At 73.5% G+C, this 24,411-nt stretch carries 21 protein-coding genes; 7 read left to right on the top strand and 14 right to left on the bottom strand.

All coding sequences use genetic code 11. From position 1 onward, the window contains the following. The first annotated feature begins 10 nt into the window (after window positions 1–10). A complete protein-coding gene (gene rfbA, locus ACWIX6_RS04705; RefSeq protein WP_448615685.1) occupies window positions 11–883 on the top strand; it encodes a glucose-1-phosphate thymidylyltransferase RfbA in 873 nt (290 codons plus the stop codon). Window positions 884–994: 111 nt separating this feature from the next. Here the strand turns inward: rfbA and ACWIX6_RS04700 are convergent, their stop codons facing one another. From ACWIX6_RS04700 to ACWIX6_RS04675, 6 genes are all read right to left on the bottom strand, one after another. Then, complete coding sequence (locus ACWIX6_RS04700; protein WP_448615684.1) at window positions 995–1,627, bottom strand: hypothetical protein; 633 nt, start codon at window positions 1,625–1,627, stop codon at window positions 995–997. Between the two features lie 119 nt (window positions 1,628–1,746). Continuing rightward, entirely contained in the window at window positions 1,747–2,685 is a 939-nt protein-coding gene (locus ACWIX6_RS04695) for a DNA-3-methyladenine glycosylase family protein (protein ID WP_448615683.1), read from the bottom strand. A 447-nt stretch (window positions 2,686–3,132) separates the two neighbouring features. Further along, window positions 3,133–3,903, bottom strand: a complete 771-nt coding sequence (locus ACWIX6_RS04690) for an SDR family NAD(P)-dependent oxidoreductase (protein ID WP_448615682.1) — start codon at window positions 3,901–3,903, stop codon at window positions 3,133–3,135. Further along, window positions 3,900–4,082, bottom strand: a complete 183-nt coding sequence (locus ACWIX6_RS04685; RefSeq protein ID WP_448615681.1) for a hypothetical protein — start codon at window positions 4,080–4,082, stop codon at window positions 3,900–3,902. Before ACWIX6_RS04685 ends, ACWIX6_RS04690 begins: the two co-directional genes overlap by 4 nt. A gap of 71 nt (window positions 4,083–4,153) precedes the next feature. Continuing rightward, window positions 4,154–5,254: a mannose-1-phosphate guanylyltransferase gene (locus tag ACWIX6_RS04680; protein WP_448615680.1), complete on the bottom strand. Its 1,101-nt coding sequence runs from the start codon at window positions 5,252–5,254 to the stop codon at window positions 4,154–4,156. Window positions 5,255–5,256: 2 nt separating this feature from the next. After that, the gene (locus tag ACWIX6_RS04675; RefSeq protein WP_448615679.1) at window positions 5,257–6,174 is read right to left on the bottom strand and encodes a glycosyltransferase family 2 protein; all 918 of its coding nucleotides are present in this window, start codon (window positions 6,172–6,174) and stop codon (window positions 5,257–5,259) included. A gap of 126 nt (window positions 6,175–6,300) precedes the next feature. Here ACWIX6_RS04675 and glf point away from each other — a divergent pair, with 126 nt between their 5' ends. Further along, entirely contained in the window at window positions 6,301–7,488 is a 1,188-nt protein-coding gene (gene glf, locus ACWIX6_RS04670; RefSeq protein ID WP_448615678.1) for a UDP-galactopyranose mutase, read from the top strand. Between the two features lie 5 nt (window positions 7,489–7,493). Next, the gene (locus ACWIX6_RS04665; RefSeq protein WP_448615677.1) at window positions 7,494–9,440 is read left to right on the top strand and encodes a glycosyltransferase; all 1,947 of its coding nucleotides are present in this window, start codon (window positions 7,494–7,496) and stop codon (window positions 9,438–9,440) included. Here the strand turns inward: ACWIX6_RS04665 and glfT1 are convergent. The 6 genes from glfT1 to ACWIX6_RS04635 form a co-directional block, all read right to left on the bottom strand. Beyond that, window positions 9,427–10,323 carry a galactofuranosyltransferase GlfT1 gene (gene glfT1, locus ACWIX6_RS04660; RefSeq protein ID WP_448615676.1) on the bottom strand — a complete coding sequence of 299 codons (897 nt, stop codon included), beginning with the start codon at window positions 10,321–10,323 and terminating at the stop codon, window positions 9,427–9,429. The two genes, ACWIX6_RS04665 and glfT1, sit on opposite strands and share 14 nt — an antisense overlap. Then, window positions 10,320–11,081 (bottom strand): galactan export ABC transporter ATP-binding subunit Wzt/RfbE, encoded by a 762-nt coding sequence (gene wzt, locus ACWIX6_RS04655; RefSeq protein WP_448615675.1) that lies wholly within the window; start codon window positions 11,079–11,081, stop codon window positions 10,320–10,322. The genes glfT1 and wzt overlap by 4 nt, the downstream gene beginning before the upstream one ends. Window positions 11,082–11,083: 2 nt before the next feature. Beyond that, entirely contained in the window at window positions 11,084–11,920 is an 837-nt protein-coding gene (wzm, locus tag ACWIX6_RS04650) for a galactan export ABC transporter permease subunit Wzm/RfbD (protein WP_448615674.1), read from the bottom strand. 114 nt (window positions 11,921–12,034) lie between these two features. Next, on the bottom strand, window positions 12,035–14,470 hold the full coding sequence (locus tag ACWIX6_RS04645) for an LGFP repeat-containing protein (protein WP_448615673.1): 2,436 nt from the start codon (window positions 14,468–14,470) through the stop codon (window positions 12,035–12,037). Beyond that, window positions 14,467–15,075 (bottom strand): hypothetical protein, encoded by a 609-nt coding sequence (locus tag ACWIX6_RS04640; protein WP_448615672.1) that lies wholly within the window; start codon window positions 15,073–15,075, stop codon window positions 14,467–14,469. Before ACWIX6_RS04640 ends, ACWIX6_RS04645 begins: the two co-directional genes overlap by 4 nt. Window positions 15,076–15,187: 112 nt before the next feature. Beyond that, a complete protein-coding gene (locus ACWIX6_RS04635) occupies window positions 15,188–17,959 on the bottom strand; it encodes an N-acetylmuramoyl-L-alanine amidase (RefSeq protein ID WP_448615671.1) in 2,772 nt (923 codons plus the stop codon). Window positions 17,960–18,328: 369 nt separating this feature from the next. On the opposite strand from ACWIX6_RS04635, the gene ACWIX6_RS04630 reads away from it, so the two are divergent. Continuing rightward, on the top strand, window positions 18,329–19,852 hold the full coding sequence (locus ACWIX6_RS04630) for an LCP family protein (protein WP_448615670.1): 1,524 nt from the start codon (window positions 18,329–18,331) through the stop codon (window positions 19,850–19,852). 484 nt (window positions 19,853–20,336) lie between these two features. Here the strand turns inward: ACWIX6_RS04630 and ACWIX6_RS04625 are convergent, their stop codons facing one another. Further along, on the bottom strand, window positions 20,337–21,338 hold the full coding sequence (locus tag ACWIX6_RS04625) for a decaprenyl-phosphate phosphoribosyltransferase (RefSeq protein WP_448615669.1): 1,002 nt from the start codon (window positions 21,336–21,338) through the stop codon (window positions 20,337–20,339). Further along, on the bottom strand, window positions 21,335–21,874 hold the full coding sequence (locus ACWIX6_RS04620; RefSeq protein ID WP_448615668.1) for a phosphatase PAP2 family protein: 540 nt from the start codon (window positions 21,872–21,874) through the stop codon (window positions 21,335–21,337). The genes ACWIX6_RS04625 and ACWIX6_RS04620 overlap by 4 nt, the downstream gene beginning before the upstream one ends. A gap of 81 nt (window positions 21,875–21,955) precedes the next feature. On the opposite strand from ACWIX6_RS04620, the gene ACWIX6_RS04615 reads away from it, so the two are divergent. Genes ACWIX6_RS04615 through ACWIX6_RS04605 form a run of 3 tightly spaced genes read left to right on the top strand, consistent with a single transcriptional unit; the run spans window position 21,956 to window position 24,267 of the window. Further along, window positions 21,956–22,759, top strand: coding sequence for a TIGR03089 family protein (locus ACWIX6_RS04615; protein ID WP_448615667.1), 804 nt, complete (start codon window positions 21,956–21,958; stop codon window positions 22,757–22,759). Window positions 22,760–22,799: 40 nt separating this feature from the next. Further along, window positions 22,800–23,597: a CoA transferase subunit A gene (locus tag ACWIX6_RS04610; protein ID WP_448615666.1), complete on the top strand. Its 798-nt coding sequence runs from the start codon at window positions 22,800–22,802 to the stop codon at window positions 23,595–23,597. Window position 23,598: 1 nt separating this feature from the next. Then, window positions 23,599–24,267 (top strand): CoA transferase subunit B, encoded by a 669-nt coding sequence (locus ACWIX6_RS04605; RefSeq protein WP_448615665.1) that lies wholly within the window; start codon window positions 23,599–23,601, stop codon window positions 24,265–24,267. The last annotated feature ends 144 nt before the right edge of the window (window positions 24,268–24,411 follow it).

Below are 24,411 nucleotides of genomic sequence, written 5' to 3'. Positions count from 1 at the left end.
GTGGCCGCCCATGCGGGGCATCATCCTGGCCGGTGGCACCGGCAGCCGGCTCTTCCCGATCACCCAGGCGGTCAGCAAGCAGCTGATGCCGGTCTACGACAAGCCGATGGTCTACTACCCGCTGTCCACGCTGATGATGGCCGGCGTCCGCGAGGTGCTGGTGATCACCACCCCGGGCGACCAGGAGGCGTTCCGCGCGCTGCTCGGCGACGGGTCCCGGCTCGGGATGCGGATCGAGTACGCGGTGCAGCCGCGCCCCGAGGGCCTGGCCCAGGCCTTCCTCATCGCGGCGGACTTCCTGGACGGCGAGGCCGCGGCACTGGTGCTGGGCGACAACATCTTCTACGGCGCAGGGCTGGGCACCGCGCTGGCCCGGCTCCCAGAGCCCGAGGGCGGGCACGTCTTCGCCTACCACGTGGCCAACCCGGCCGAGTACGGCGTCGTGGCCTTCGACGAGCAGGGCAGGGCGCTGTCGATCGAGGAGAAGCCGGCGAAGCCGAAGAGCTCCTACGCCGTGCCCGGCCTGTACTTCTTCGCCGCCGACGTGGTGGACGTCGCCCGCGGGATCACGCCCAGCGCCCGCGGCGAGCTCGAGATCACCGCGGTCAACGAGCACTACCTGCGCCAGGGCCGGCTCACCGTCACCGTGCTGGACCGGGGCACCGCCTGGCTGGACACCGGCACGTTCGCCTCGCTGCGGCAGGCGACGGAGTTCGTGTCCGTGGTCGAGGAGCGGCAGGGCCTGAAGATCGGCTGCATCGAGGAGGTCGCCTGGCGCAACGGCTGGCTGGACGACGACGGCCTGCGCGCCATCGCCGAGCCGCTGGCCAAGAGCGGCTACGGCAGCTACCTGCTCGGCCTGCTGGACGACCCCGTCCTCTAGCCGTGTCTCCGCGGTCGTCGGTCCGGGAGGGCCCCGGGACACAGCCAGCCGGACTGCACCACCCCGACGGGAGCTCGCCGACGAGTGACACGTCTCACCGGCCGGGACACGTCACGCAGGGGTGCGCGAGCCGCCGTCCACACGAGGAGGTGCCGTCGCACGCCGGCGGTGGTGGGCGATGACGAGGGCGGCGCCTGTCACCGCGGCGATCCACACGATCCAGCGGGCCCAGACCGCCTCTGCCGGCACGAGGGCACCGCCGAGACCGACCGGGAGGACCGCCATCTGTACCGCCGCTCCGACCGGCACCACCAGGCCGGCGAGGAGCCCGCTCGTCCCGGGGCATCGGGTGATGGCGCCGACCACCCCCAGGGGTGTCCCCAGGACCAGGCCGGCGAGCCACCAGACCCCCATCTCCGACCAGTAGCCGGTGAACGGCTCCTGGCGCACGAGAGCATCCGTGAGGTAGTAGGCCACCGTGGCGGCTGTGAGGGAGATGACCGCGGCCATTGCTCCCCGGGCTCGTGTGGCCCCGATCCATCCGGAGAGCACCGCCAGTGCCGCCCACGACCAGCCTGCGTCCAGCAACAGGCTGGCCACCTGGACGCCCGACTGCGCCGAGGAGTCGGCGAGGATGCTGCCGACCGGGCCGTACGGGGACGAGGCGGCATTGCTGGAGGAGGTGGCCGCACCGAAGGCCAGACCGAGGAGAAGGCAGCGCAGCAGCCGCCCCAGGACCTCCACCTGGCCAGGCTAGTGACTGCCGGGCTGCGTCGATGGCAACGACCACCTGACGTGGCCGGAGATGCGCGCCGATGGCAGAAGCGCGCGGCGCGCCACTGTGCCCGCGGGCAGGGGGCCGCTCAGATCGCCCGGTAGTCGGTCGGCGCCATCCGGGGTCCCCGCTTGGGCGGACGGCTGCCGCCGATCTCCAGCAGCCGGACCACCCGCTGACGGTGCCCGCGCCAGGGCTCGAGCAGGACCAGCATCCCGTCGTCGTCGGTCTTGCGGCCGGCCAGTGACCAGCCCACCAGGTTCTTCAGGTGGTAGTCCCCGACGCTGACCGAGTCCGGGCAGCCCACGGTCCGCTGGGCCACCTCGGCGGCGGTCCACACGCCGATGCCCGGCACGGACTGCAGCCGCCGGCGCAGGTCCGCGCAGTCGGTGTGGTCGGTGACCTCCAGCCGACCGGCCACCGACGCGGCGGCGCGCAGGGCCCGCCGGCGGGCGCCGTCGAGGCCGCAGCGGTGCCACTCCCAGTCGGTCACCTCGAGCACCCGCCGCGCGGACGGGACGACCCGCATGCCGGCCGGCGCCGGTCCGGGTGCCGGCTCCCCGGCCAGCCGCAGCAGTTCCCGCCAGGTGCGGTGGGCCTCGATGCCGGTGACCTTCTGCTCCAGCACGGCCGGGACCAGCGCGTCCCAGGTGCGCCCGGTGCGGCCCAGCCGCAGCCAGGGCGAGCTGCGGTGCAGCCGGTCGACCAACGGGTGCTCCCCCACCGGGAAGCCCGCGGGGGAGTCCCCGGCGCCGAGCCAGCCGGGCACCGCCGTCCCGGCCCACGCCGCGCCCGGTCCCCAGGCGGCGATCCGCAGCTCCGCCGGCGAGCCCCACAGCCGCACCGTCGCCGGGCCGTCGGGGGTGGTGGTGGTCCGCCACACGCCTGACTCGGTGTACTGCAGGGACGGGTCGGCGACCCCGCGGCGGTCACGGGACAGCGTGCGCCGGACGTCGACCGGCCAGTCCGGACACCAGGTCGCCTCGTACGCCGGGGCCGCGTCGCGCGCGGCGAGGGTGCTGGTCACGCAGGGCTCCATCGCAAGCCGGGGGAAGAGCGGCCACCCGTCATGATGCCGCGCCCACCCCGACGGGCGTGACGGACCCGCGGCGACCCTCGAGGGCCCCGCGCCGACCCTGCGAGGTGTGGCGGTCAGGCCTCCTTCCAGGGGCCCACCCTGAGCTCGCGAAGGGTGGGGAGGAAGGAGGTCCTTCCACCTTCAGGGGCCCGCGCCGAGCTTGCGAGGTGTGGGGGGAAGGGTGGCCACCCTTCAGGGGCCCGCGCCGAGCTTGCGAGGTGTGGGGGGAAGGGTGGCCACCCTTCAGGGGCCCGCGCCGAGCTTGCGAGGTGTGGGGGGAAGGGTGGCCACCCTTCAGGGGCCCGCGCCGAGCTTGCGAGGTGTGGGGGGAAGGGTGGCCACCCTTCAGGGGCCCGCGCCGAGCTCGCGAGGTGTGGGGGGAAGGGTGGTCCTTCTTCAGCGCGGGGCCATCCGCAGGGCGGCGTCCATCCGGATGACCTCGCCGTTGAGGTAGCCGTGCTCGACGACCGCCAGGGCCAGCTGCGCGAAGTCCGCCGGGAGGCCCAGCCGCTTGGGGAAGGGGATGCCGGCGGCCAGCGCGGCGCGGGCCTCCTCGGGGAGGCCGGCCAACAGTGGCGTGTCGACCAGACCGGGGGCGATGGTGACCACCCGGACGCCGACGGAGGCCAGGTCGCGGGCGGCGGGCAGCGTCAGCCCCACGATGCCGCCCTTGGACGCCGCGTAGGCCACCTGGCCGATCTGGCCGTCGTAGGCGGCGATGGAGGCGGTGTTGACCACGACGCCGCGCTCGCCGTCCTCGCCCGGCTCGGTGCCCGCCATCGCGGCCGCGGCCAGCCGCAGGACGTTGAAGGTGCCGATCAGGTTGACCGTGACGGTGCGGGTGAAGGCGTCGAGGTCGTGCGGCGAGCCGTCCCGGCCGACCACCCGGCCGGCCCAGCCGATGCCGGCGCAGTTGACCGCGATCCGCAGCGGGCGGTCCTTGCCGGTGGCGTCGACCAGCGCCGCCTGCACCGAGGCCTCGTCGGTGACGTCGGTGCGCACGAAGGTCGTGTGCCCGCCCAGCTCGGCGGCCAGCGCCTCCCCGCGGTCGGCCTGCAGGTCCAGGATGGTCACCGCGGCGCCCCGGGCCGCGAGCGCGCGGGTGGTGGCCTCGCCCAGGCCGGAGGCGCCGCCGGTGACGACGGCCGCGACGTCGAAGTCCTTCATGCCCCTGAGCGTAGGGGCAGCCCCCGGCCGACCTGCGTGGCCAGCCGCCGGCTGGGCCGCTCGACCAGGTGGTGGAAGGCCAGCGCGGCGGCCAGGCTCAGCGGGATCCCGACGCCGGTGACCACCCGGTCCAGCAGCAGGGTCGGGGCGGGGACCTGTCGGACCGGCCCGGACGCCACGGCGCCGGCGCGGGTCGCGGCCCAGCCGTCACCGCCGTCCCAGCACCCCCAGGCGTCCCGGGCCGGGGTGGTCAGCCGAAGCGGTCGCCGAGCCGGCCCTGCACCTCGGCGAGCAGCGTCTTGACCCGCTCGGCGTCGGCCACCGGGCACACCATCGTGACGTCGGCGGTGTGCACCACCACGCTGTCCCGCACGCCCACCAGCGCCACCAGGTGGTCGGGGTCGTCGCTGAGGACGACGTTGCCGCTGCTGTCCAGCAGGACGGTCAGACCGCGCACGGCGTTGCCGGCGGCGTCGGTGTCCAGGGTGTGCGCCAGGGCCGGCCACGAGCCGACGTCCAGCCAGTCGACGTCCAGGTCGACCACCGCCACGCGGCCCGGCTCGGCCGCGGCCGGTTCGAGCACGGCGTAGTCGACGCTGATCTTCGGCAGGGTCGGGAAGACCTCGGCGAGGACCGCCGCCCGCTCGGGCCCCGCGGGCGCGGCGACGACCCGCGCCAACCCGGCGGCGGACTCCGGCAGGTGGTCGGCGAGGGCGTCGAGGACGGTGCGGGCCCGCCAGACGAACATCCCGGAGTTCCACACGTACTCACCGCTGGCCAGGTAGGCCTCGGCGGTGGCCCGGTCGGGCTTCTCCCGGAACGAGGCGGCCTCCGCCGCGCCGGGCACCTCGGTCGGCGCGCCCTTCTGCACGTAGCCGAAGCCGGTGGCCGGCGACGTCGGGGTGACCCCGAGGGTGACCAGCGCCCGGGGCCGGACCGCGAGCACGTCGTAGGCGGTGCGCAGCGCGTCGGCGAAGCGGTCGACGGGCCGGATGACGTGGTCGGCGCTGACCACCGCCAGCTCGGCGTCCGGGTCGACGTCGGCGACCAGCGCCGCGGCCAGGCCCACCGCGTTGGCGGTGTCCCGCGCGACGGGCTCGAGCACCAGCCGGTCGGCGTGCAGCTCCGGCAGCGCGGCCCGCACCTGGTCGCCGTAGCGCGCGGCGGTGCACACCCATATCTGCCCGGTGGGGAGCACCGCCTGCAGCCGGCCGAAGGCCTCGGCGAGCAGGCTGTGCGTGCCGCCGCCGTCCTCGGCGATGACGTCGAGCAGCTGCTTGGGCCGGTCGGCGCGGGACAGCGGCCACAGCCGCGTCCCGGAGCCGCCGGCCATGATCACCGCGTGCCGCACGGTCAGCCCTCCCTGGACCCGAGGTCGTCGGCGCCGCGCTGGAAGCGCGCGCCGGCGGCCACCCGGCCGCTGACGTAGGAGACCAGCACCCGGCCGGCCAGGCCCGCCCGGAGGGCCAGCCGCAGCGGAGCGTGCCGCGCTCCCGGGTACTGGCCGGACAGGTAGCGCAGCGCGCTGGCGTGGTGCACCCGCTGCATCCGGTGCGGCTCGCGCCGGGTGGCGTGCCCGCCCTCGTGGACGACGACCGCCGACGGCGCGTAGACGTGCAGCCAGCCGCGCCGGCCCAGCCGCTGCGCCAGGTCGACGTCCTCGAAGTACATGAAGTAGCCCGGGTCGAACCCGCCCACGGAGTGGAAGGCGGCCAGGTCGACCAGGAAGCAGGACCCGGACAGCCACCCGGCGGGGCGCTCCCGCGGGGTCTCGCGCTCGCGCCGGTAGCGCGCCGTCCACGGGTTGGCCGGCCACAGCCAGCCGACCAGCGCGTGCCCGATGCCGGTGCCCAGCGCCGGCAGGTCGCGGGCGGAGGGGTAGAGCTCGCCGTCGGGGGTGCGGATGGCCGGCCCCACGGTGGCCGCCCGCGGCCAGCGCGCGGCGACGGCCAGCAGCTCGTCGACCGAGCCCGGCTCGAAGCGGACGTCGGGGTTGGCGACCAGCGCGTAGCCCTCGCGGACGTCGGCCAGGCCGGCGTTGGCCGCGGCGCCGTAGCCGATGTTGCCGCCGGTGCGCAGCAGCCGCACGTGCGGGTGGCGGGCCGCGGCGCGCTCGGGGGCGCCGTCGGTGGAGCCGTTGTCGGCGAGGACCACGTCGACCGGGCGGGCGGTCGCGGCGGCCAGGGAGTCGACGAAGCCGTCGAGGGCCTCGCCCGGGGAGTAGGTCACGGCGACGACCCGCAGGATGTCGCGCTCGGCTCCGGCGTCCACCGGGTGAGACTAGGACGGGCACCGCGCGGCCCCGGTCACCGGAGCGGTGGGGCCGGTGGTGCGGAGGGTGCGCGGACCCCGGTACACCCGGTCGGCACGCGCCGTGCACCGGTATGGTCGTACGGCGTGACCACAGCCAGTCCTGACCTCGTCATCGTCGGCTCCGGCTTCTTCGGCCTGACCGTTGCCGAGCGGGTGGCAACGGAGCTGGACAAGCGCGTGCTGGTCATCGACCGCCGCGACCACATCGGCGGCAACGCCTACTCCGAGCCCGAGCCGGAGACCGGCATCGAGATCCACCGCTACGGCGCCCACCTGTTCCACACCTCGAACGAGCGGGTGTGGGAGTACGTGAACCGGTTCACCGAGTTCACCAAGTACCAGCACAAGGTCTACAGCATCTACGACGGGCAGACCTACTCGCTGCCGATCAACCTGGCCACCATCTGCCAGTACTTCGGCAAGAGCTACTCCCCCGTCGAGGCGCGGGCCCTGGTGGCCGAGCAGGCCGGCGAGATCGACACCGCCGCCGCGGCCAACCTCGAGGAGAAGGCGGTCTCGCTGATCGGCCGCCCGCTGTACGAGGCGTTCATCCGCGGCTACACGAAGAAGCAGTGGCAGACCGACCCGACCGAGCTGCCCGCGGAGGTCATCGCCCGGCTGCCGGTGCGTTACACCTTCGACAACCGCTACTTCAACGACACCCACGAGGGCCTGCCGGTCAAGGGCTACACCGCGTGGCTGACGACCATGGCCGACCACCCGAACATCGAGGTGCGGCTGTCCACGGACTACTTCGACGTCCGCGACGACCTGCCGACCGACGTCCCGGTGGTGTTCACCGGCCCGATCGACAAGTACTTCGACTACCAGGCCGGCGAGCTGGGCTGGCGCACCCTGGACTTCGAGCAGGAGGTCCTGCCGATCGGGGACTTCCAGGGCACCTCGGTGATGAACTACGCCGACGAGGACGTCCCGTTCACCCGGGTGCACGAGTTCCGGCACTTCCACCCCGAGCGCGACTACCCGACGGACAAGACGGTCGTGGTGCGGGAGTACTCCCGGTTCGCGCAGACTGGGGACGAGCCGTACTACCCGATCAACACCCCCGAGGACCGGGCCAAGCTGGAGGTCTACCGGGAGCTCGCCAGGAAGGAGGCGGCCGAGAAGCGGGTGCTCTTCGGCGGCCGGCTGGGCACCTACAAGTACCTGGACATGCACATGGCGATCGGCTCGGCGCTGACCATGTTCGACAACCGCATCCGTCCCTTCTTCGATCAGGGCGCCTCGCTCGACGGCCGCCTGGAGGACTGACTCACATGACCACGACCGACTCCCCGGTGTCCCCGGACCTCGTGAGCGAGCCCTCCCTCAGCGACCTGTCCGGGCACAAGGCCGTGACCCTGCTGCAGCGGGTGATCCTGCCCCGGCCCGGCGACCCGTTGAAGGTCCGCTCGCTCTACGTCGACGAGACCCGCACCAAGCGGGTGAAGTCCGCCAACCGCACCGAGGCGACCGTCGCCGCCGGCAACGAGGTCTCCTTCGCCAGCTACTTCAACGCCTTCCCGGCCAGCTACTGGCGCCGCTGGACCGTGCTCAAGAACGTGGTGCTGGCCATGGAGGTGTCCGGCCCCGGCCGGGTCGACGTCTACCGGTCCAAGGCCGACGGCAGCATCATCCACGTCACCGGTGCGACCACCACCGGCGCCCGCCGGCCGCTGGAGTTCGAGCTGGACCTGACCCCGTTCGAGGACGGCGGCTGGTACTGGTTCGACGCCACCGCCGACGACGGCCCCTTCACGATCCACCACGCCGCCTGGTCGGCCCCCGTCCCCCCGCTGCAGGAGGCCCGGCTCTCCATCGGGATCTGCACCTTCAACCGGCCCGACGACTGCGTCGCGGCGCTGACCGCGCTGGCCGACGACCCGGTGGTCGCTGCGTTGATCACCAAGGTCATCGTGGCCGACCAGGGCAACAGGAAGGTCACCGCCGCCGGCGGGTACGCGGCCGCGGCCGGCAGCCTGGGCGACAAGCTGCTGCTGGTCGAGCAGCCCAACCTGGGCGGCAGTGGCGGGTTCTCCCGCACGATGTACGAGATGCTGCGGTCCACCGACGCGACCCACCACATCCTGCTCGACGACGACGTCCTGCTCGAGCCGGACAGCATCGCCCGGGCGTTCGCCTTCGCCCGCTACGCCAAGCGGCCGATGCTCGTCGGCGGCCAGATGCTCGCCCTGCAGGACCGCTCGGTGCTGCACACCATGGGCGAGGTGGTCGACCGTGGCCGCTTCTTCTGGCGCGCGGCCCCCAACACCGAGTACGCCCACGACTTCGCCAAGAAGAGCCTGCGCAAGTCGCCGGACCTGCACCGCCGGATCGACGTGGACTACACCGGCTGGTGGATGTGCCTCATCCCGCGGACGGCGATCGAGCAGCTCGGCCTGGCCCTGCCGGTCTTCATCAAGTGGGACGACGCCGAGTACGGCATCCGCGCCGGCGAGGCGGGCTTCCCGACCGCCACGCTCCCGGGCGTGGCCGTCTGGCACCTGTCCTGGAGCGACAAGGACGACACCGCGGGCTGGCAGGCCTACTTCCACACCCGCAACCGGCTGGTCGCCGCCGCGCTGCACACGCCGTTCAAGCACGGCGGCAAGCTGCTGCAGGACACCTTCAAGTTCGACCTGAAGTTCCTGATCATGCTGCAGTACGCCACCGCGGCGCTGCACCACCGGGCCTACGACGACTTCCTGGCCGGCCCGGACCGGCTGTTCCCGATCCTGCCCACCGCGCTGCCCACCGCGGTGCGGCACCAGGGCGACTACCCCGACGGCCAGGTCATCGAGTCCTCCTCGGACCTGCCGCTGCCCTCGATGGGCATGCAGAAGGCGGAGCGGTTCATGCAGCCGCCGACGACGCCGGTCACCATCGGCCGCACGCTGCTCGCGGCGCTGGTGCACAACCTGCGCAAGCCCAAGCCGGACTCCGTGAACCGGCCCGAGGTCAACATCAGCGCGCAGGACGCCCGCTGGTTCCTGCTCTCCCGGCTGGACAGTGCGACCGTCGGCACCGCCGACGGCCGCGGGGTCACCTTCCGCCGGCGGGAGCCCGACACCTTCTGGCGGATGCTGCGCCACTCGGTGAAGGTGCACGTGCAGCTCTACCGGGAGTTCCCCCGGCTGCAGGAGGAGTACCGGCGCCACCTCGGCGAGCTGACCTCGCCGGAGAGCTGGGAGAAGGCGTTCCGGGGGCAGCTCACGGACGGGTGAGCTGCTCCCGCCGCCCGGCCCGGGTGAGCCGGCGCCACTCGCGCCAGCCACCCGGGTCGCGGCGGTGGACCAGGAAGAACCAGCCGAACCGCAGCACCTCCAGCGGCCGCAGCCAGCGCATGCCGGGCTGCGCCATGAGGTAGCCGCGGTTGCGGTAGGTGAAGTACCGCTTGACCTCGTTGGCCGGGTACTGGGCCGACAGGTGACCCCGCATGATCGGCTCGAACTCGCTGGTGCCCTCGGGGTGCAGGTACAGCGCCGCGGGGGCCGTGCCGAACGGCAGCCCGGACCGCAGCAGCCGCCGGTGCACCTCGGTCTCGTCGCCGCGGAAGAACAGCCGGTAGTCCGGCACGCCGACGACGTCGAGCGCCGCGGCGCTGAACAGCGCGCCGTTGAACAGCGACGCGTAGCGCGGCAGGACCTCCACCCCGGCGAAGTCGCTGCGCAGCCGGCGCCAGCGCAGCCCCCGGCGTAGCGGGAAGGCCAGCCGCTCCCGGTCGGCCATGTCGGTGACCAGCGGGGAGACCTCCGCCAGCCCGTGCCGGCGGGCGGTGTCGAGCAGGGTGGCCAGCACCGTGCCGTCGGCCGGGCGGCCGTCGTCGTCGGCGCACCACACCCAGTCCGCCCCCCGGGACAGCGCTGTCAGCATGCCGAGGGCGAACCCACCGGCGCCGCCGAGGTTGCGGTGGCTGGGCAGGTAGGTGGCGTCCAGGCCGCTGGCCGCGACCACCGGCTCGGCGGACTGGTCGGGGCCGTTGTCCACCACCACGACGTGGTCGACCGGCCGCGACTGGGCGCCGATCGCGGCCAGGCTCTCGGCCAGCAGCTCGCGGCGGTGCCGGGTGACGATGACCGCGACGACGAGCTCGCCGTCGGCGGTCACGCGCCGCTGCCCTTGTAGGCCCGCAGCACCTCACCGAGCTCGCCCTGCTGGCGGATCCGGCCGTGCTCCATCCAGATGGCGGTGTCGCACAGCTCCTTGAGGAACTCGTCGGAGTGCGAGGCGAACACCAGCAGGCCCGACCGCTCGACCAGCTCGGACAGCCGCTTCTTCGACTTCTCCAGGAAGGCCGCGTCGACCGCGCCGATGCCCTCGTCCAGCAGCAGGATCTCCGGGTCGATGCTGGTGACCACGCCCAGCGCCAGCCGGACCCGCATGCCGGTGGAGTAGGTGCGCAGCGGCATCCGCAGGAAGTCGCCCAGCTCGGTGAAGTCGGCGATGTCGTCGACCCGCTGCTCCATCTGCTTGCGGGTCATCCCGAGGAACAGGCCACGGATGATGATGTTCTCCAGGCCCGAGACCTCGGGGTCCATCCCCACGCCCAGGTCGAACACCGGCGCGACCCGGCCGCGGATGTCCGCCGTCCCACGGGTCGGCTCGTAGATGCCCGACAGCAGCCGCAGCAGGGTGGACTTGCCGGCCCCGTTGTGGCCCACCAGGCCGACCCGGGCCCCGTGGTCCAGGCGCAGCGTGACGTCGCGCAGCGCCTCGATGATCGGCACCCGGCTCCCGCTGGCGATGTTGCCGCCCACCAGGCCCATGACCGTCTTCTTCAGCGAGCGGCTCTTGGCGTCGAAGATCGGGAAGTCCACGCAGGCGTCCTGCGTGGTGATGCTGACTTCTTGCGCGAGCTGAGACACGGTCACACCCAATAGGAGACGCGGGCCCGGTAACGACGCAGCACGACCAGCGTGAGCGCCCAGCCGAGCACGGTGATGATGCCGACGACGACCCAGTGCCGCAGCTCCTGCGGCTGGCCCAGCATCGGACGGCGGAGGATCTCGATCAGGTGCAGGAACGGGTTGAGCTCGGCCAGCCGGGCCCGTTCGGCGATGGCCGGGTTCGGGCTGTTGAGCAGGTCCTCGTAGATCCACACGATCGGGGTGAGGAAGAAGGCGAGCTGCACGACCGACTGGGTGATCGGCAGCAGGTCCCGGAACCGGGTGGTGACGATGCCGATCAGCAGCGCCACCCAGGCGCCGTTGACGGCCAGCAGCAGCACCGCCGGCAGGGCGGTCAGGTCGGTCCAGTGCAGGTCCTGCGGGAAGACGACCAGCATCACCGCGTAGACGACGAGGTTGTGGGCGAAGAACAGCACCTGCCGCCAGACCAGCCGGTAGACGTGCACGCTCAGCGGCGCCGGCAGGTGGGTGATCAGCCCGACGTTGGAGGTGAAGACCTCCGCCCCCTCGCTGATGCAGCCGCTGATGAAGCCCCAGATGATGAAGCCGACCAGGATGTAGGGCAGCTGCACCTCGAGCTCGTTGCCGAACAGCCCGGCGTACAGGATGCCCAGCGCGATCGCGGTGACCGCCATGGTGATGGAGATCCAGATCGGGCCGAGCAGCGAGCGGCGGTACCGCTGGCGGATGTCCTGCCAGCCCAGGTGGGCCCACAGCTGGCGTTGCTGCCAGCCCCCGGCGAGGTCGGCGAAGGCGGCCTTCCAGGCGCGTGTCGTCGAGATGCTCCCGGCCGTCATGTCCAGAACGCTACCCACGGGTTTCCTGTCTCTCTCGGTGCGCCTCCCGGCGCTCGCTCTCGGTGCACCTCCCGGCGCGTCGGTCGCCCGACGCGGCCGGCAGCTGGTCCTGGCTCAGCGTCCGGTGACGGTGATCGCCCAGGTGCGGGTGTCGACGGTGATGGAGCCGCCCTGGAAGTCGCTGCGTCGGCCGCCGGACACGGAGTACTCGTTGCTCACCGGCAGACCCAGCGAGGACGACGGGCCGCCCAGCTCCAGGTACCGGGTCAGGATCGCCCCGTGCACCTCCCGCGCCCCGGTCGCACCCGAGGAGTAGATGTGCCCGCCCTGGAACCGGGCCAGCACCCCACCACCGGGCAACGGCGTCTCATCCGACACCGGGTAGCCCAGGAAGCTCTGCTCCCCGTTCAGCGAGGAGTACAGGTCCCGGACCCAGCCGTGCACCTCCCACGCCCCCGTGCCCGGGGTGAAGTAGATCGCCGCCCCCGAGGAGAACACGTTGGCCTTCCCCACCCCGTCGGGCATGGTCAGCTCGTCGGTCACCGGCGCCCCCGGGAAGGAGAACCCACCCAGCGCCGCCCACTTCTGCCCGATCGACCCGTGCACCTCGTGCGCCCCGGTCGCCGGCGAGGAGTACACGACCCCACCCTGGAAGGTCTGGAACACCCCCACCCCGTCGGGAGCCCGCTGCTCATCGGAGGTCGGATAGCCCAGCGCCCCGCTCTTGCGCGCCCACAGGTCACCGATCCACCCGTGCACCTCGAAGGCCCCACTGGTCGCCGAGAACAGGATCGACCCACCCTGGAAGGAGTTCAACCACCCACCCCCGGGCAACGGCCGCGCATCCGCCGTCGGGTACCCCAGGAACGACCGCACCCCACCCATCGCCCGCCACTTCGCCGCCGCCGGACCCACGATGTCGTGCGCCCCGGTCGCCGGGCTGTAGTAGATGAGCCCGTTGGAGAACTCCGAGAACGCACCCACCCCGTCCCCCGCCGGCCGCTCGTCCGCCACCGGGAACCCCACGAACGACCGGGCGCCGCCGAGCGCGGCCCAGCGGATGTTGATCCAGCCGTGCACCTCCCGGGCCCCGGCCTGCGGGGTCCAGTAGATGGTCCCGCCGGTGAAGGTGCTGTACGCCCCGGCCGGGGTGGCGATCTCGTCGGAGGTGGGGAAGCCCATCATCCCGGCCTCGCGGCCGAGCTGGGTCCACCTGTCCAGGATCCAGCCGTGCACCTCCCGCGCCCCGGTGGACGGCGAGGAGTAGATGACCCCCTTCTGGAAGGTCTGGGCGACCCCGCCGCCGGCCACCGGCCGCTCCTCGCCGGTCGGGTAACCGAGGACGCCGAGCTCGCGCCGGTGCACCGTCCACCGGTCGTAGACCCAGCCGACGACCTTGTGCGCCCCGGTCACGGGTGAGGAGAAGATCGTGCCGCGCTGGAAGACCTGCCACGCCCCGCCGCCGGCGGCGGGCATCTCGTCGGTCACGGGGTAGCCGAGCGAGCCGTTCTCCCGGCTGTCGCCCGTCCACCGGGAGGCGATCCAGCCCGCGGTCACCCGCGCGCCGGTGGCCGGGGACCAGTGGATCGCGCCGTTGCGGTAGTCCTGGAAGCAGCCGCCGTCGCGCAGCCCGCAGGTGATCAGCGACGTCGCCCCGCCCAGCGACCCGGTGGCGCCGCCGTACTGCGCGTACTTGGTGGCCACCTGGCCGCCGCCGGGGTGCTGCGTGGTGCCGAACCAGTCGGTGTAGTACAGCCAGAAGTTGCGGTTGCCGTACGCCGAGCAGCCGTCGCCCTCGCCGTAGCCGGCGCGCAGCGCCGCGGCGTTCGGCTGGTACGGCGTGTAGTTGTAGAGGCCCGCCGTCGCCTGGTTGGCCAGGTACACCCCGGACGCGCCGCAGGCGGTGTTCGGGTGGAAGCGGACCTGGTTGACGATGCCGGCCCGGTAGCCGAACCGGCTGGCGTTGACCCGGTAGTTCTGGAACTGCCGGGCGGCGTTGTAGACCTGGTAGAAGAAGCCGCCGTACGCCGGGTCGCAGGGCGCGGTGTCCGGGCAGCCGAAACCGGTGGCCTTGAGGTACCGGTCGCGGTACAGGCTCGACCCGGTGTTGGTGATCAGCGACTGCTCCTTCTGCAGCAGCACCATCAACACCCGGGGGTTGACCCCGCAGGACCAGCCGACCTTGGCGATGATGTCGGCCGCGCTCTCCTGCCAGCCCCCCGGGTAGAAGCCGCAGAAGGCGGTGGCCGGCATCGACGGCGTGTCCTGCCGGTAGGCCTTGATGCAGGGTGTGCCGTCCGCGCCCGGGCGGCAGGTGGGCGCCTTGGAGTCCAGGAACGCCTGCACCTCGGGGGCGGTCATCGACCGGCCGTCGAAGAAGACCTCGTCGGAGATGATGTTGCCGGGGTCGAAGCGGCTGGTGTCGGCGGCCGGGGCGAGCCGGACCTCCGCGGGCCCGGCCGCGGGCGGGGCGACGACCAGGGTGGCCAGCGCCAGGAGGGCGAGGACCAGGGCGGCGGCACCGGGGAGCCGGCGGGCCAGGGGGCTCACGGGACCTCCACCTCCACGGCGGGCGCCTCTCCCGACGAGCGGTCGGACTCGTAGCCGAGGACCGCCTCCCACGTCCCGGACGCGAGGTCGGACAGCGGGACCGCGAGCCCGCCGCAGGCGGTGGTCGTCGCGTCCGGGGTGCCCTCAGCGCTCGCCGTCCGCACGGTGTCGTCCCGGGTCAGGGTCAGGGTGCAGGTGCCGCCCTGCTCGACGACGCCGACGTAGCCGCCGGCCTCAACCGACGACCCGCCGGCCAGCACACCGGCGTAGGTCGTCGTGACGGCCACCGAGCGCGGCCCCCCGCCGGCGTCGGTCGCCGCGGGGTCCTTCTCGCCCGGGTCCTCCCCGGATCCGCCGGCCGCGGCACCGTCGTCCCGCGCCGGCGGGTCGGTGGCCACCTCGGTGGTGTCCACCGTGACGCTCGACGGCGGTGCGGTGGCGACCGGGGACGCCGACGCGACCGCCGCGGCACCCGGTGCCGCAGCGCCGTCCGCGGTGTCCCCGCCGCTGGAGCAGGCGGCGAGCGACCCGACGGCGAGGGCCGCGGCGACGAGGGCGGTGCCGACCGTCGCCGAGGGGGTCGACATGCCGAGGAACGAGCGCACAGGGGCCTCCCGGGGGGTGGGTGGAGGGGTTCCGCGGTGTCGGCGACGACGGCGACGGGCGCCGGAGGACCCGGCGCCCGTCGAGTGTCACCCAGCGAGGCGGAACTGTCCGTCAGCGACTGGTGACGGTGAGGACCCCGGTGCGGGTGTTGCAGATGATGGAGCCGCCCTGGAAGTCGCTGCGTCGGCCGCCGGACACGGAGTACTCGTTGCTCACCGGCAGACCCAGCGAGGACGACGGGCCGCCCAGCTCCAGGTACCGGGTCAGGATCGCCCCGTGCACCTCCCGCGCCCCGGTCGCACCCGAGGAGTAGATGTGCCCGCCCTGGAACCGGGCCAGCACCCCACCACCGGGCAACGGCGTCTCATCCGACACCGGGTAGCCCAGGAAGCTCTGCTCCCCGTTCAGCGAGGAGTACAGGTCCCGGACCCAGCCGTGCACCTCCCACCCCCCCGTGCCCGGGGTGAAGTAGATCGCCGCCCCCGAGGAGAACACGTTGGCCTTCCCCACCCCGTCGGGCATGGTCAGCTCGTCGGTCACCGGCGCCCCCGGGAAGGAGAACCCACCCAGCGCCGCCCACTTCTGCCCGATCGACCCGTGCACCTCGTGCGCCCCGGTCGCCGGCGAGGAGTACACGACCCCACCCTGGAAGGTCTGGAACACCCCCACCCCGTCGGGAGCCCGCTGCTCATCGGAGGTCGGATAGCCCAGCGCCCCGCTCTTGCGCGCCCACAGGTCACCGATCCACCCGTGCACCTCGAAGGCCCCACTGGTCGCCGAGAACAGGATCGACCCACCCTGGAAGGAGTTCAACCACCCACCCCCGGGCAACGGCCGCGCATCCGCCGTCGGGTACCCCAGGAACGACCGCACCCCACCCATCGCCCGCCACTTCGCCGCCGCCGGACCCACGATGTCGTGCGCCCCGGTCGCCGGGCTGTAGTAGATGAGCCCGTTGGAGAACTCCGAGAACGCACCCACCCCGTCCCCCGCCGGCCGCTCGTCCGCCACCGGGAACCCCACGAACGACCGGGCCGACCCCAGGGCCATCCACCGGGCATTGATCCACCCGTGCACCTCGTGCGGGCCCGTCTCCGGCGTGGACCAGATCGCGCCGCCGGCGAAGGTGTTGTAGACGCCCGACGGCGTGCCCACCTCGTCCGACGTCGGGAAGCCGAGGAACCCCGTCTCCCGGCCCAGCGACGTCCACTTGTCCAGGACCCAGCCGTGCACCTCCCGCGCCCCGGTGGACGGCGAGGACGAGATGACCCCGCCCTGGAAGGACTGCGTGGACCCGCCCGCGACGGCCACCTCCTCGCCGGTCGGGTAACCGAGGAAGCCGTGCTCGCGGGTGTGCACCGACCACCGGTCGTAGACCCAGCCCCGCACCCACTTGGCGCCGGTGGACAGCGACCAGAAGATCGAGCCGTTCTGGAACGTGGCGTGGTAGCCGGTGTTGCCGCCGGTGGGCAGGTGGTCGGTGACCGGCGCCCCCAGCGCCGCCGGGCCGCCCAGCGCGAGGTAGCGGCCGAGGATGTCACCCCACAGGGCGCGCGCCCCGGTCGCCGGCGACCAGTACATCCGGCCGTTGGCGTAGACCTGCCAGGTGACGCCGTTGCTGCTCTGCTCGCCGCCGGACGGCGCCCCGAGGACCGACCGGATGCCGGCGTCGGAGGTGTAGCGGCTCTGGATCGGCGACACCGCGTTCGCCATCCGGGCGGCGACCTGGTTGCGGATCTCGCCGAGCCGGGCGTACCCGTACTTGCCCGGGCAGGCGGTGGCCTTCACGTCGATGTGCCCGAAGATCGTGGGCAGCGTGACCTTGCTGCCCGCGGCGTAGCGGGAGGTGCTGCCACCGCCGGTGAGCACCGTGGTGCCGGTCGGGTTGACGCCGAACAGCGAGAACTTCCAGGCGATGATCGCGGCGACCGAGTCGACGGTCGCCTGGGGCACGGGCGCCGTGTCGTAGTTGCCCAGCATGGAGACGCCGAAGGTCCCGGTGTTGAACCCGCCGGCGTGCGCGCCGATCACGGCCTTGTCCAGGCCGCCGGCCCGGCCCTCGTACAGCCGGCCGAACTTGTCGACGATGACGTTGTAGCCGATGTCGCCCCAGCCCAGGCTGACCGCGTGGTACCGGTAGATCGACCGCATGATCGCCGGGACCTGGTCGGCGGTGTAGGCGTTGGAGTCCGCGGTGTGGTGCAGGGTCGCGGCCTTGAGCGTGGCGGCGTACTCGGGGGCCCAGGTGCGGATCCCCTCGTCGGCTCCCCACTGCGCGCGGGAGAAGACCGGCGGCATGGTCGCCGCCGCGTTCGCGGTGTCGGTGATCTCCGGGTCGTCCAGCGAGGCGTCGGCCGGGCTCTCGCCCGGGTCCACCAGGTCGAGGACGACGTCGGTGGGCTGCGCGCCCGACCGGGTGACCAGCTCCACCTCGACGCCGGTGCTCGGACCGGTCCACAGCGGGCTCGTCCCGCCGCGCAGCTCCGCCCCGGTGTCGGCGGCGGGGCTCTGCTCCGGGCCCTCGGTCGCGACCTCGGTCCAGGAGCCCCAGCCGCCGTCCTCGGTGCGGACCCGCACCTGGACGACGGTGTCGGTGACCCCCGGGTCGTACGCCCAGGTCACGCCGACCAGGGAGAACGGCGTCACGTCGTCCTGCCGGACGGTGAGCGCCGGAGCGGTCGTGGGCACTCCGACCACCGGGTCGGTGGTGCCGTCCTGCACGTCGGCCTCGGGCGCCGGCTCCTCGACCGACCCCATCGGCACCTCGTCGCTGGAGGTGGTCACCGGCTCGGGCTCGGGCGTCGGGGCGGCGTAGACGGGCAGGACGAGCAGGGTCGCGGTCAGCGTCAGGAACGCCAGGAGACCCGCGAGGATGCGGCGCACGAAGAGGTCCTCCGATGGGACGACGGACGGCCGGCCCGCCGTCGGCGGACCGCTTCCCTGTCTTCTTCGTCCGGCAGGACCCCGATGTTGAGCTCTCGGCGCGCGGACGTGGCGATCCTGGTCACCGCGTGGCGTGACCGTCTCGACCCGGGTCGAGTGTGCGGCTCCCGGCCGCCGGACCGGGCACGGATGAGGGCTCCCGGGGCACGTGTGCCCACTGTGTCGTCCGGGACGACGCGGCACCCCGACACCGCGCCCGAGGGGCCCGTCAGGCACAGGCCCGGGTCGTACAGTCGCCAGGACCGCCGCCTGACGACGGGCCTCCAGCGGCACCTCCCGACGTCGGCACCCTGACGTGAGGACTGACCCGTGAGCAGAGACGACGAGCGCGCAGCGCCGGGACAGGCGCGCCCGCTCCCGCCACGGCTGGACCCCCGCGCGGGCCGCTCCCCCGGCCCCCAGGCCGCCGGGCCCGCGCCGTCGGGCCGCGGCGGCTCCCGTGCCGCCGTCGCCGCCCGCGTGGTGGCCGGTCTGCTGTCGCTGGTCCTGCTGGGCACCAGCGGCTGGGGCTGGTACCTCGGCCGGGTCGCGGAGGCGACCGTCAACCGCACCGACGCCATCCCCAGCGCGGGCAACGAGGGCGCGGGCGGGGTCGAGGCGTTGAACCTGCTGCTGGTCGGCAACGACAGCCGGGCGTCGCTCACCGAGGAGCAGCTCGCCGAGCTGAACGCCGGCACCGACTCGGGCACCAACACCGACACCATGATCCTGGTGCACGTCCCGGCCGACGGGTCGAAGGCGTCCTTCGTCTCCTTCCCCCGCGACTCCTACGTGGAGATCCCCGGGTACGGCTGGGACAAGCTCAACGCCGCCTACGCGCACGGCTACCAGGACTCCGAGGCCGCCTCGGAGGAGGGCCGGCTGGCCGCCGGCGCCCAGCTGCTGGTCAAGACGATCAGCTCGCTCACCGGCCTGCAGATCGACCACTACGCCGAGGTGGACCTGCTCGGCTTCTTCGAGCTCAGCAGCGTGGTCGGCGGGGTCGAGGTCAACCTGTGCGCCCCCGTGGACGACTCCTACTACTCGGGCGCGGTCTTCGACGCCGGCCCGCAGACGATCAGCGGCGCCGACGCGCTCGAGTTCGTCCGCCAGCGCCACGGCCTGCCCCGCGGCGACTTCGACCGGATCGTGCGCCAGCAGGTCTTCATCGCCGGCGTGCTGCGCAAGATGCTGTCCGAGGACGTGCTGCTGGACGTGGGCAAGCAGCGCGAGCTGGTGCAGGCGGCGGCGAACTCGCTGACCGTCGACCAGTCGCTGAACCTGCTGCAGCTGGCCCAGCAGATGCAGACCGTGACCCCGGGCAGCATCGACTTCCAGACGGTCCCGAACCTGGGGACCGACCGGGACGAGCAGGACCGGTCGATCATCCGGCTGGAGGACGAGCGCACCCTGCGCGCCTACTTCGCCGACCTGTCCGCCGAGCCGGCCGAGCCCGCCGCCCCCAGCAGCGAGCCCCCGGCCGTGGCAGCGCCCGCCGACGTCTCGGTCCAGGTCTACAACGGGTCGGGCACCGCGGGGCTGGCCAGCAGCGCCGGTGCGGCGCTCACCCAGGCCGGGTTCGTCGTCACCGAGACCGCGAACGCGGACTCGATGGACTACACGGTCACCGAGATCCGGCACGCGCCCGGCGATGGTCCGCTGGCCGCGGCACTGGCCGCGGTGGTGCCCGGCGCCGTCGTCGAGGAGGTCGCCGACGCCACCACCGGCACCGTCCAGCTGGTCCTGGGCTCGGACTTCAACGGGATCGGCCAGCCGGTGACCGCGCCGCCGCCGGCCCCGCCGACCGAGGGCATGGACCCCCGGACCGCGGCGGACACCTCCTGCATCAACTGAGGAAGGACCCCGTTCCCCCCACCCCTCGCACGCTCGGGACGGGGCCCTGAACGGGCCGGGGCATCACCCCCGATGACGACGGAGCCGGAGGACCCCAGGTCCTCCGGCTCCGTCGTTCCCGGGACACGACGGTCCCGACGTGTCCCGCTCGGGGCCACCGGCCCGCGGCTCCCCCGCGGCAGTTCCCTGCGCGGGCCACTGGCTCCCCGCCCCGCACAGTCGGAAGGCGACCTGCCCGGGCCGCCGCACCCGGTCACCGGCGATCATGGCGCCGGCGGGCCGACGCGCCGCAGCCGAGCGGCCGGTCGCCACCGCAGCGCCATGATCGCCGGGAACAGCGGCGGGGTCGCCGGGAGCAGAGGCGGGGTCGCCGGGAGCAGGACCCGGCGGGGCCGGAGCGGTCTCGTAGATGCGAACTGCCGCCCACCCGGGGGATCCCGGACGAGCGGCAGGACGGCGGGGGCGGTGGCCACCCGTCGCGGGGTCAGCGGGTGAAGACCCCCACGCCGACGAGGGCCGCCCAGAGCACGCCCAGCAGGAGCAGCACCTTGTCGCCCATGACGATCTCCTCGGGCGCCCCGGCGGCCCCCTTGTCTACGTCCACGGCGTAACGGAGCACCCCGACGACGAACGGGGCGATGGAGAGGGTCGCCCAGGGCGCGCCGTCCTGGCTGGCGGCCATGTCGAAGGCCCAGAGGCTGTAGGCGGTGCAGGCGACGCCGGCCGAGAGGCTCCAGACGAAGCGCAGGTAGCTGGCGGAGTACTCACGCAGCGTCTTGCGGGTGGCCGCCGCGTCCCCGACGACGACCAGCTCGGAGTACCGCTTGCCGGCCACCATGAACAGCGACCCGAAGGCGGCGACCAGCAGGAACCACTGCGACAGCAGCAGCCCGGCCGCCACACCGCCGGCGATGCCACGGAGCAGGAAGCCCGAGGCCACCACGGCCAGGTCGATGACCGGCTGGTTCTTCAGGAACGTGCAGTAGCAGAGCTGGATGACCACGTAGCTGCCCAGCACCCAGGCCAGCGCGGGCCGGGTCAGCAGCACGGCCGACACCAGCGCGACGGCGGCCAGGACGACGGCCATGGCGACCGCCAGCGGGCGGGGCACCAGGCCGGCGGCGATGGGCCGGAACCGCTTGCGCGGGTGCCGGCGGTCCTCCTCCACGTCGATCGAGTCGTTGACCAGGTAGACCGCGGACGACGCCAGGCAGAACAGGACGAACGCGAGGGCGGTCGGCCGCAGCACGTCCGGGTCGAAGATCGCGCCGGCGGCCAGCGGCGCGGCCAGCACGAGCACGTTCTTCACCCACTGGCGGGGACGGAGCGCGCGCACCACCGCCCAGCCGCGGGAGCCGCGCAGCCCGGGGACCCGCGGCGGCAGCTCCACCACGTCGGGCCGGCCGGTGCCCTGGACCGGGGTCAGCGACGGGGCCTCCGCGGGGCGGGTCGGCGGGTCCGGGTGCGGGTGGGGGTGGGCGGTCACGGTCGGGCCTTCCTGGCGGATGGGGTCGCGCGGCGCCGGACCAGGCCGGCCACGCCCGCGCCGAGCGCGGCGCCCGCGACGACGTCGCTGGGGTAGTGGACACCCAGCAGCACGCGGGACACCAGCATCAGCCCGGTCGCCGCGGTCATGACCGGGGCGCCGAGCATCGGGGCGAAGCCGACGGCGGCCGCGGCGGTCGAGCAGCTGTGCGCGCTGGGGAAGGACAGCCGGCTGGGCGTGGCCACCAGCGCCGGGACGTCGGTCAGCGCGGGGCGGACCCGGCGGACCACCCGCTTGACGACGACGCCGGCCCCGTGCGCGGCCACCACGCCGACGACGCCGGCCGCCCAGTCGCTGCGCCGCCGGCCGGAGAGCCACCCGAGCGAGCCCAGGGCGATCCAGCCGAGGGCGTGCTCACCGAAGTGCGACATGCCCTGGGCGACGGGGACCGCGGGGGTGCCACCCAGCGCACGGCGCGTGGAACGGAGGACCGCGTGGTCGAGGCGGACCAGGGCGGAGCCGGGTGCTGCAGTCATCGGTTGTCGACTCTAACCGCGGCTGCGCGGCCGAGGGGGTCTCCGGAGGGGCGGGCGGCCCGCCCCTGTCACTCTGGACCCGTGCCCCTCAACGCCCCCACCGTCCCGTCGGACCTGCTGGCTGGCGTCCTGCGCCGGGACGCCGCCGCCCCGCTCGTCACCCAGTACGACGACTCCACCGGGGAGCGGGTGGAGCTGTCCGGGACGACGCTGGCCAACTGGGTGGCCAAGACCGCCAACCTGCTGCAGGACGAGTTCGACGTGGGCACCGGCAGCACCGTGGCGCTCGCCCTGCCGGTGCACTGGCAGACCGCCGCGGTGCTGCTGGGCGTGTGGAGCTGCGGCGCCGCGGTGCTCGACACCGCCGCCGAGGACGACGACCGGCTGTCCGCCGCCGACGTCGTCCTGGCCTCGGCCGACCGGCTGCCCCCGCTGGAGGAGCAGGGCCTGGAGGAGCTGCTGGGCCTGTCCCTGCACCCGCTGGGCCTGGGCATGGCCGGCTACGCGGGGCCGGCGCGGGACTTCGCGCTGGAGGTCCGGGCGCACGGCGACTCCTTCTCCCCCTACGTCCTCCCGGACCCGGCCGCCCCCGGGCTGCTGCTCGGCGGGGTGCAGCTGACCCTCGGCGGGCTGGTGGACACCGCCCGGGAGCTGGCCATCCGGCTGGGCCTGGCCGCCGGTGACCGGGTGCTGGTGGACGAGCACACCGCCACCGAGGCCGGACCGGTGGCCTGGCTACTCGCGCCCCTGCTGGCCGGCGCCTCGCTGGTGCTCTGCCGGCACCCGTTCGCAGAACGACTGCCGCAGCGTGCGGCGGACGAACGGGTCACCGCTACCCTCGGCGTGAAGCTCGACGGGATCCGCGAGCTGGGCCGCCCCGCCTGACGCTCCACGAGCCCAGCACTCGATGGACGGTGGTCGCTGTATGGACAAGGTCGTTGCCAGCGCTCGTGAGGCCGTCGCCGACATCCCCGACGGCGCCACCCTCGCCGTCGGCGGGTTCGGCTTGTGCGGAGTCCCCTACGCGTTGATCGACGCGATCCTGGAGCAGGGCACGAGTGGGCTCACCACGATCTCCAACAACTGCGGGGTCGACGACCAGGCCCTGGGCGTGTTGCTCTACGCCGGCCGGATCGTGAAGACCATCAGCTCCTTCGTCGGCGGCAACAAGGAGCTCGCGCGGCTGTACCTCACCGGTCAGATGGAGGTGGAGCTGACCCCGCAGGGCACGCTGGCCGAGCGGCTGCGCGCCGGCGGCACCGGCATCCCCGCCTTCTACACCCCCACCGGCGTGGGCACGCTGGTCGCCGACGGCGGCATCCCGGTGCGCTACGACGCCGAGGGCACCGTGGTGCAGACCAGCCCGCCCAAGGAGGTGCGCGAGTTCGGCGGCCGGCAGTACGTGCTGGAGACCGCGCTCACCGCCGACTTCGGGCTGGTCCGGGCCGCGGTCGGCGACCGGCACGGCAACCTGGTGTTCCGCGAGTCCGCGCGCAACTTCAACCCGCTGGCCGGCATGGCCGGGCGGGTCACCGTCGCCGAGGTCGAGCAGCTCGTCGAGCCCGGTGAGATCCGCCCCGAGGACGTCCACCTGCCCGGGGTGTACGTGCAGCGCGTCGTCGAGGTCGGCGCCGAGGGCAAGAAGATCGAGTTCCGCACCACCCGGCCCCGCCCGAGCGCGTCCACCCCCGCGGCGGCCGGCACCGAGACGACGGAGTCCTGACATGGCACTGACCCGCAACGAGCTCGCCGCCCGCGCCGCGCAGGAGCTGGAGGACGGCCAGTACGTCAACCTCGGCATCGGCATGCCGACGCTGGTGCCGAACTACGTGCCCGAGGGCGTGCACGTCGTCCTGCACAGCGAGAACGGCATCCTCGGCGTCGGCCCCTACCCCGTCGAGGGCGAGGAGGACGCCGACCTGATCAACGCCGGCAAGGAGACCGTGACGATCCTGCCGGGCGCGAGCTTCTTCGACTCCTCGACGTCCTTCGGCATGATCCGCGGCGGTGCCCTGGACCTCGCCATCCTCGGCGCCATGCAGGTCAACCCCCGCGGCGACCTCGCCAACTGGCTCATCCCCGGCAAGATGGTCAACGGCATGGGCGGCGCGATGGACCTGGTCCAGGGCGCCAAGCGGGTGATCCTGATGATGGAGCACGTGGCCCGGGACGGGTCAGCGAAGATCGTCGAGGAGTGCACCCTGCCACTCACCGGCAAGGCCTGCGTGGACCGGATCATCACCGACATGGCCGTCATCGACGTGACCGACAACGGCCTGGCCCTGCGCGAGGTCGCCCCTGGCGTCACCGTCGACGAGGTGGTCGCGGCCACCGGCGCCCGGCTGCAGGTCCCCGACTCCGTCCCCACCATGGACCTGCCGGTCGCCGCCTGACGAAGGACCCCCTTCCTCCCCACCCTTCGCACGCTCAGGGCGGGCCCCTGGAAGGGGGCCTCAGCCCCACGCCTCGCACGCTCGGCGCGGGCCCCTGCAGGGGGGCCTCTGCCCCCACCCTTCGCACGCTCAGGGCGGGCCCCT

This window comes from Modestobacter sp. URMC 112 (assembly GCF_053502575.1).
Note: the sequence above shows the minus strand (reverse complement) of the source record. Positions and strands in the feature narration are given on the sequence as shown.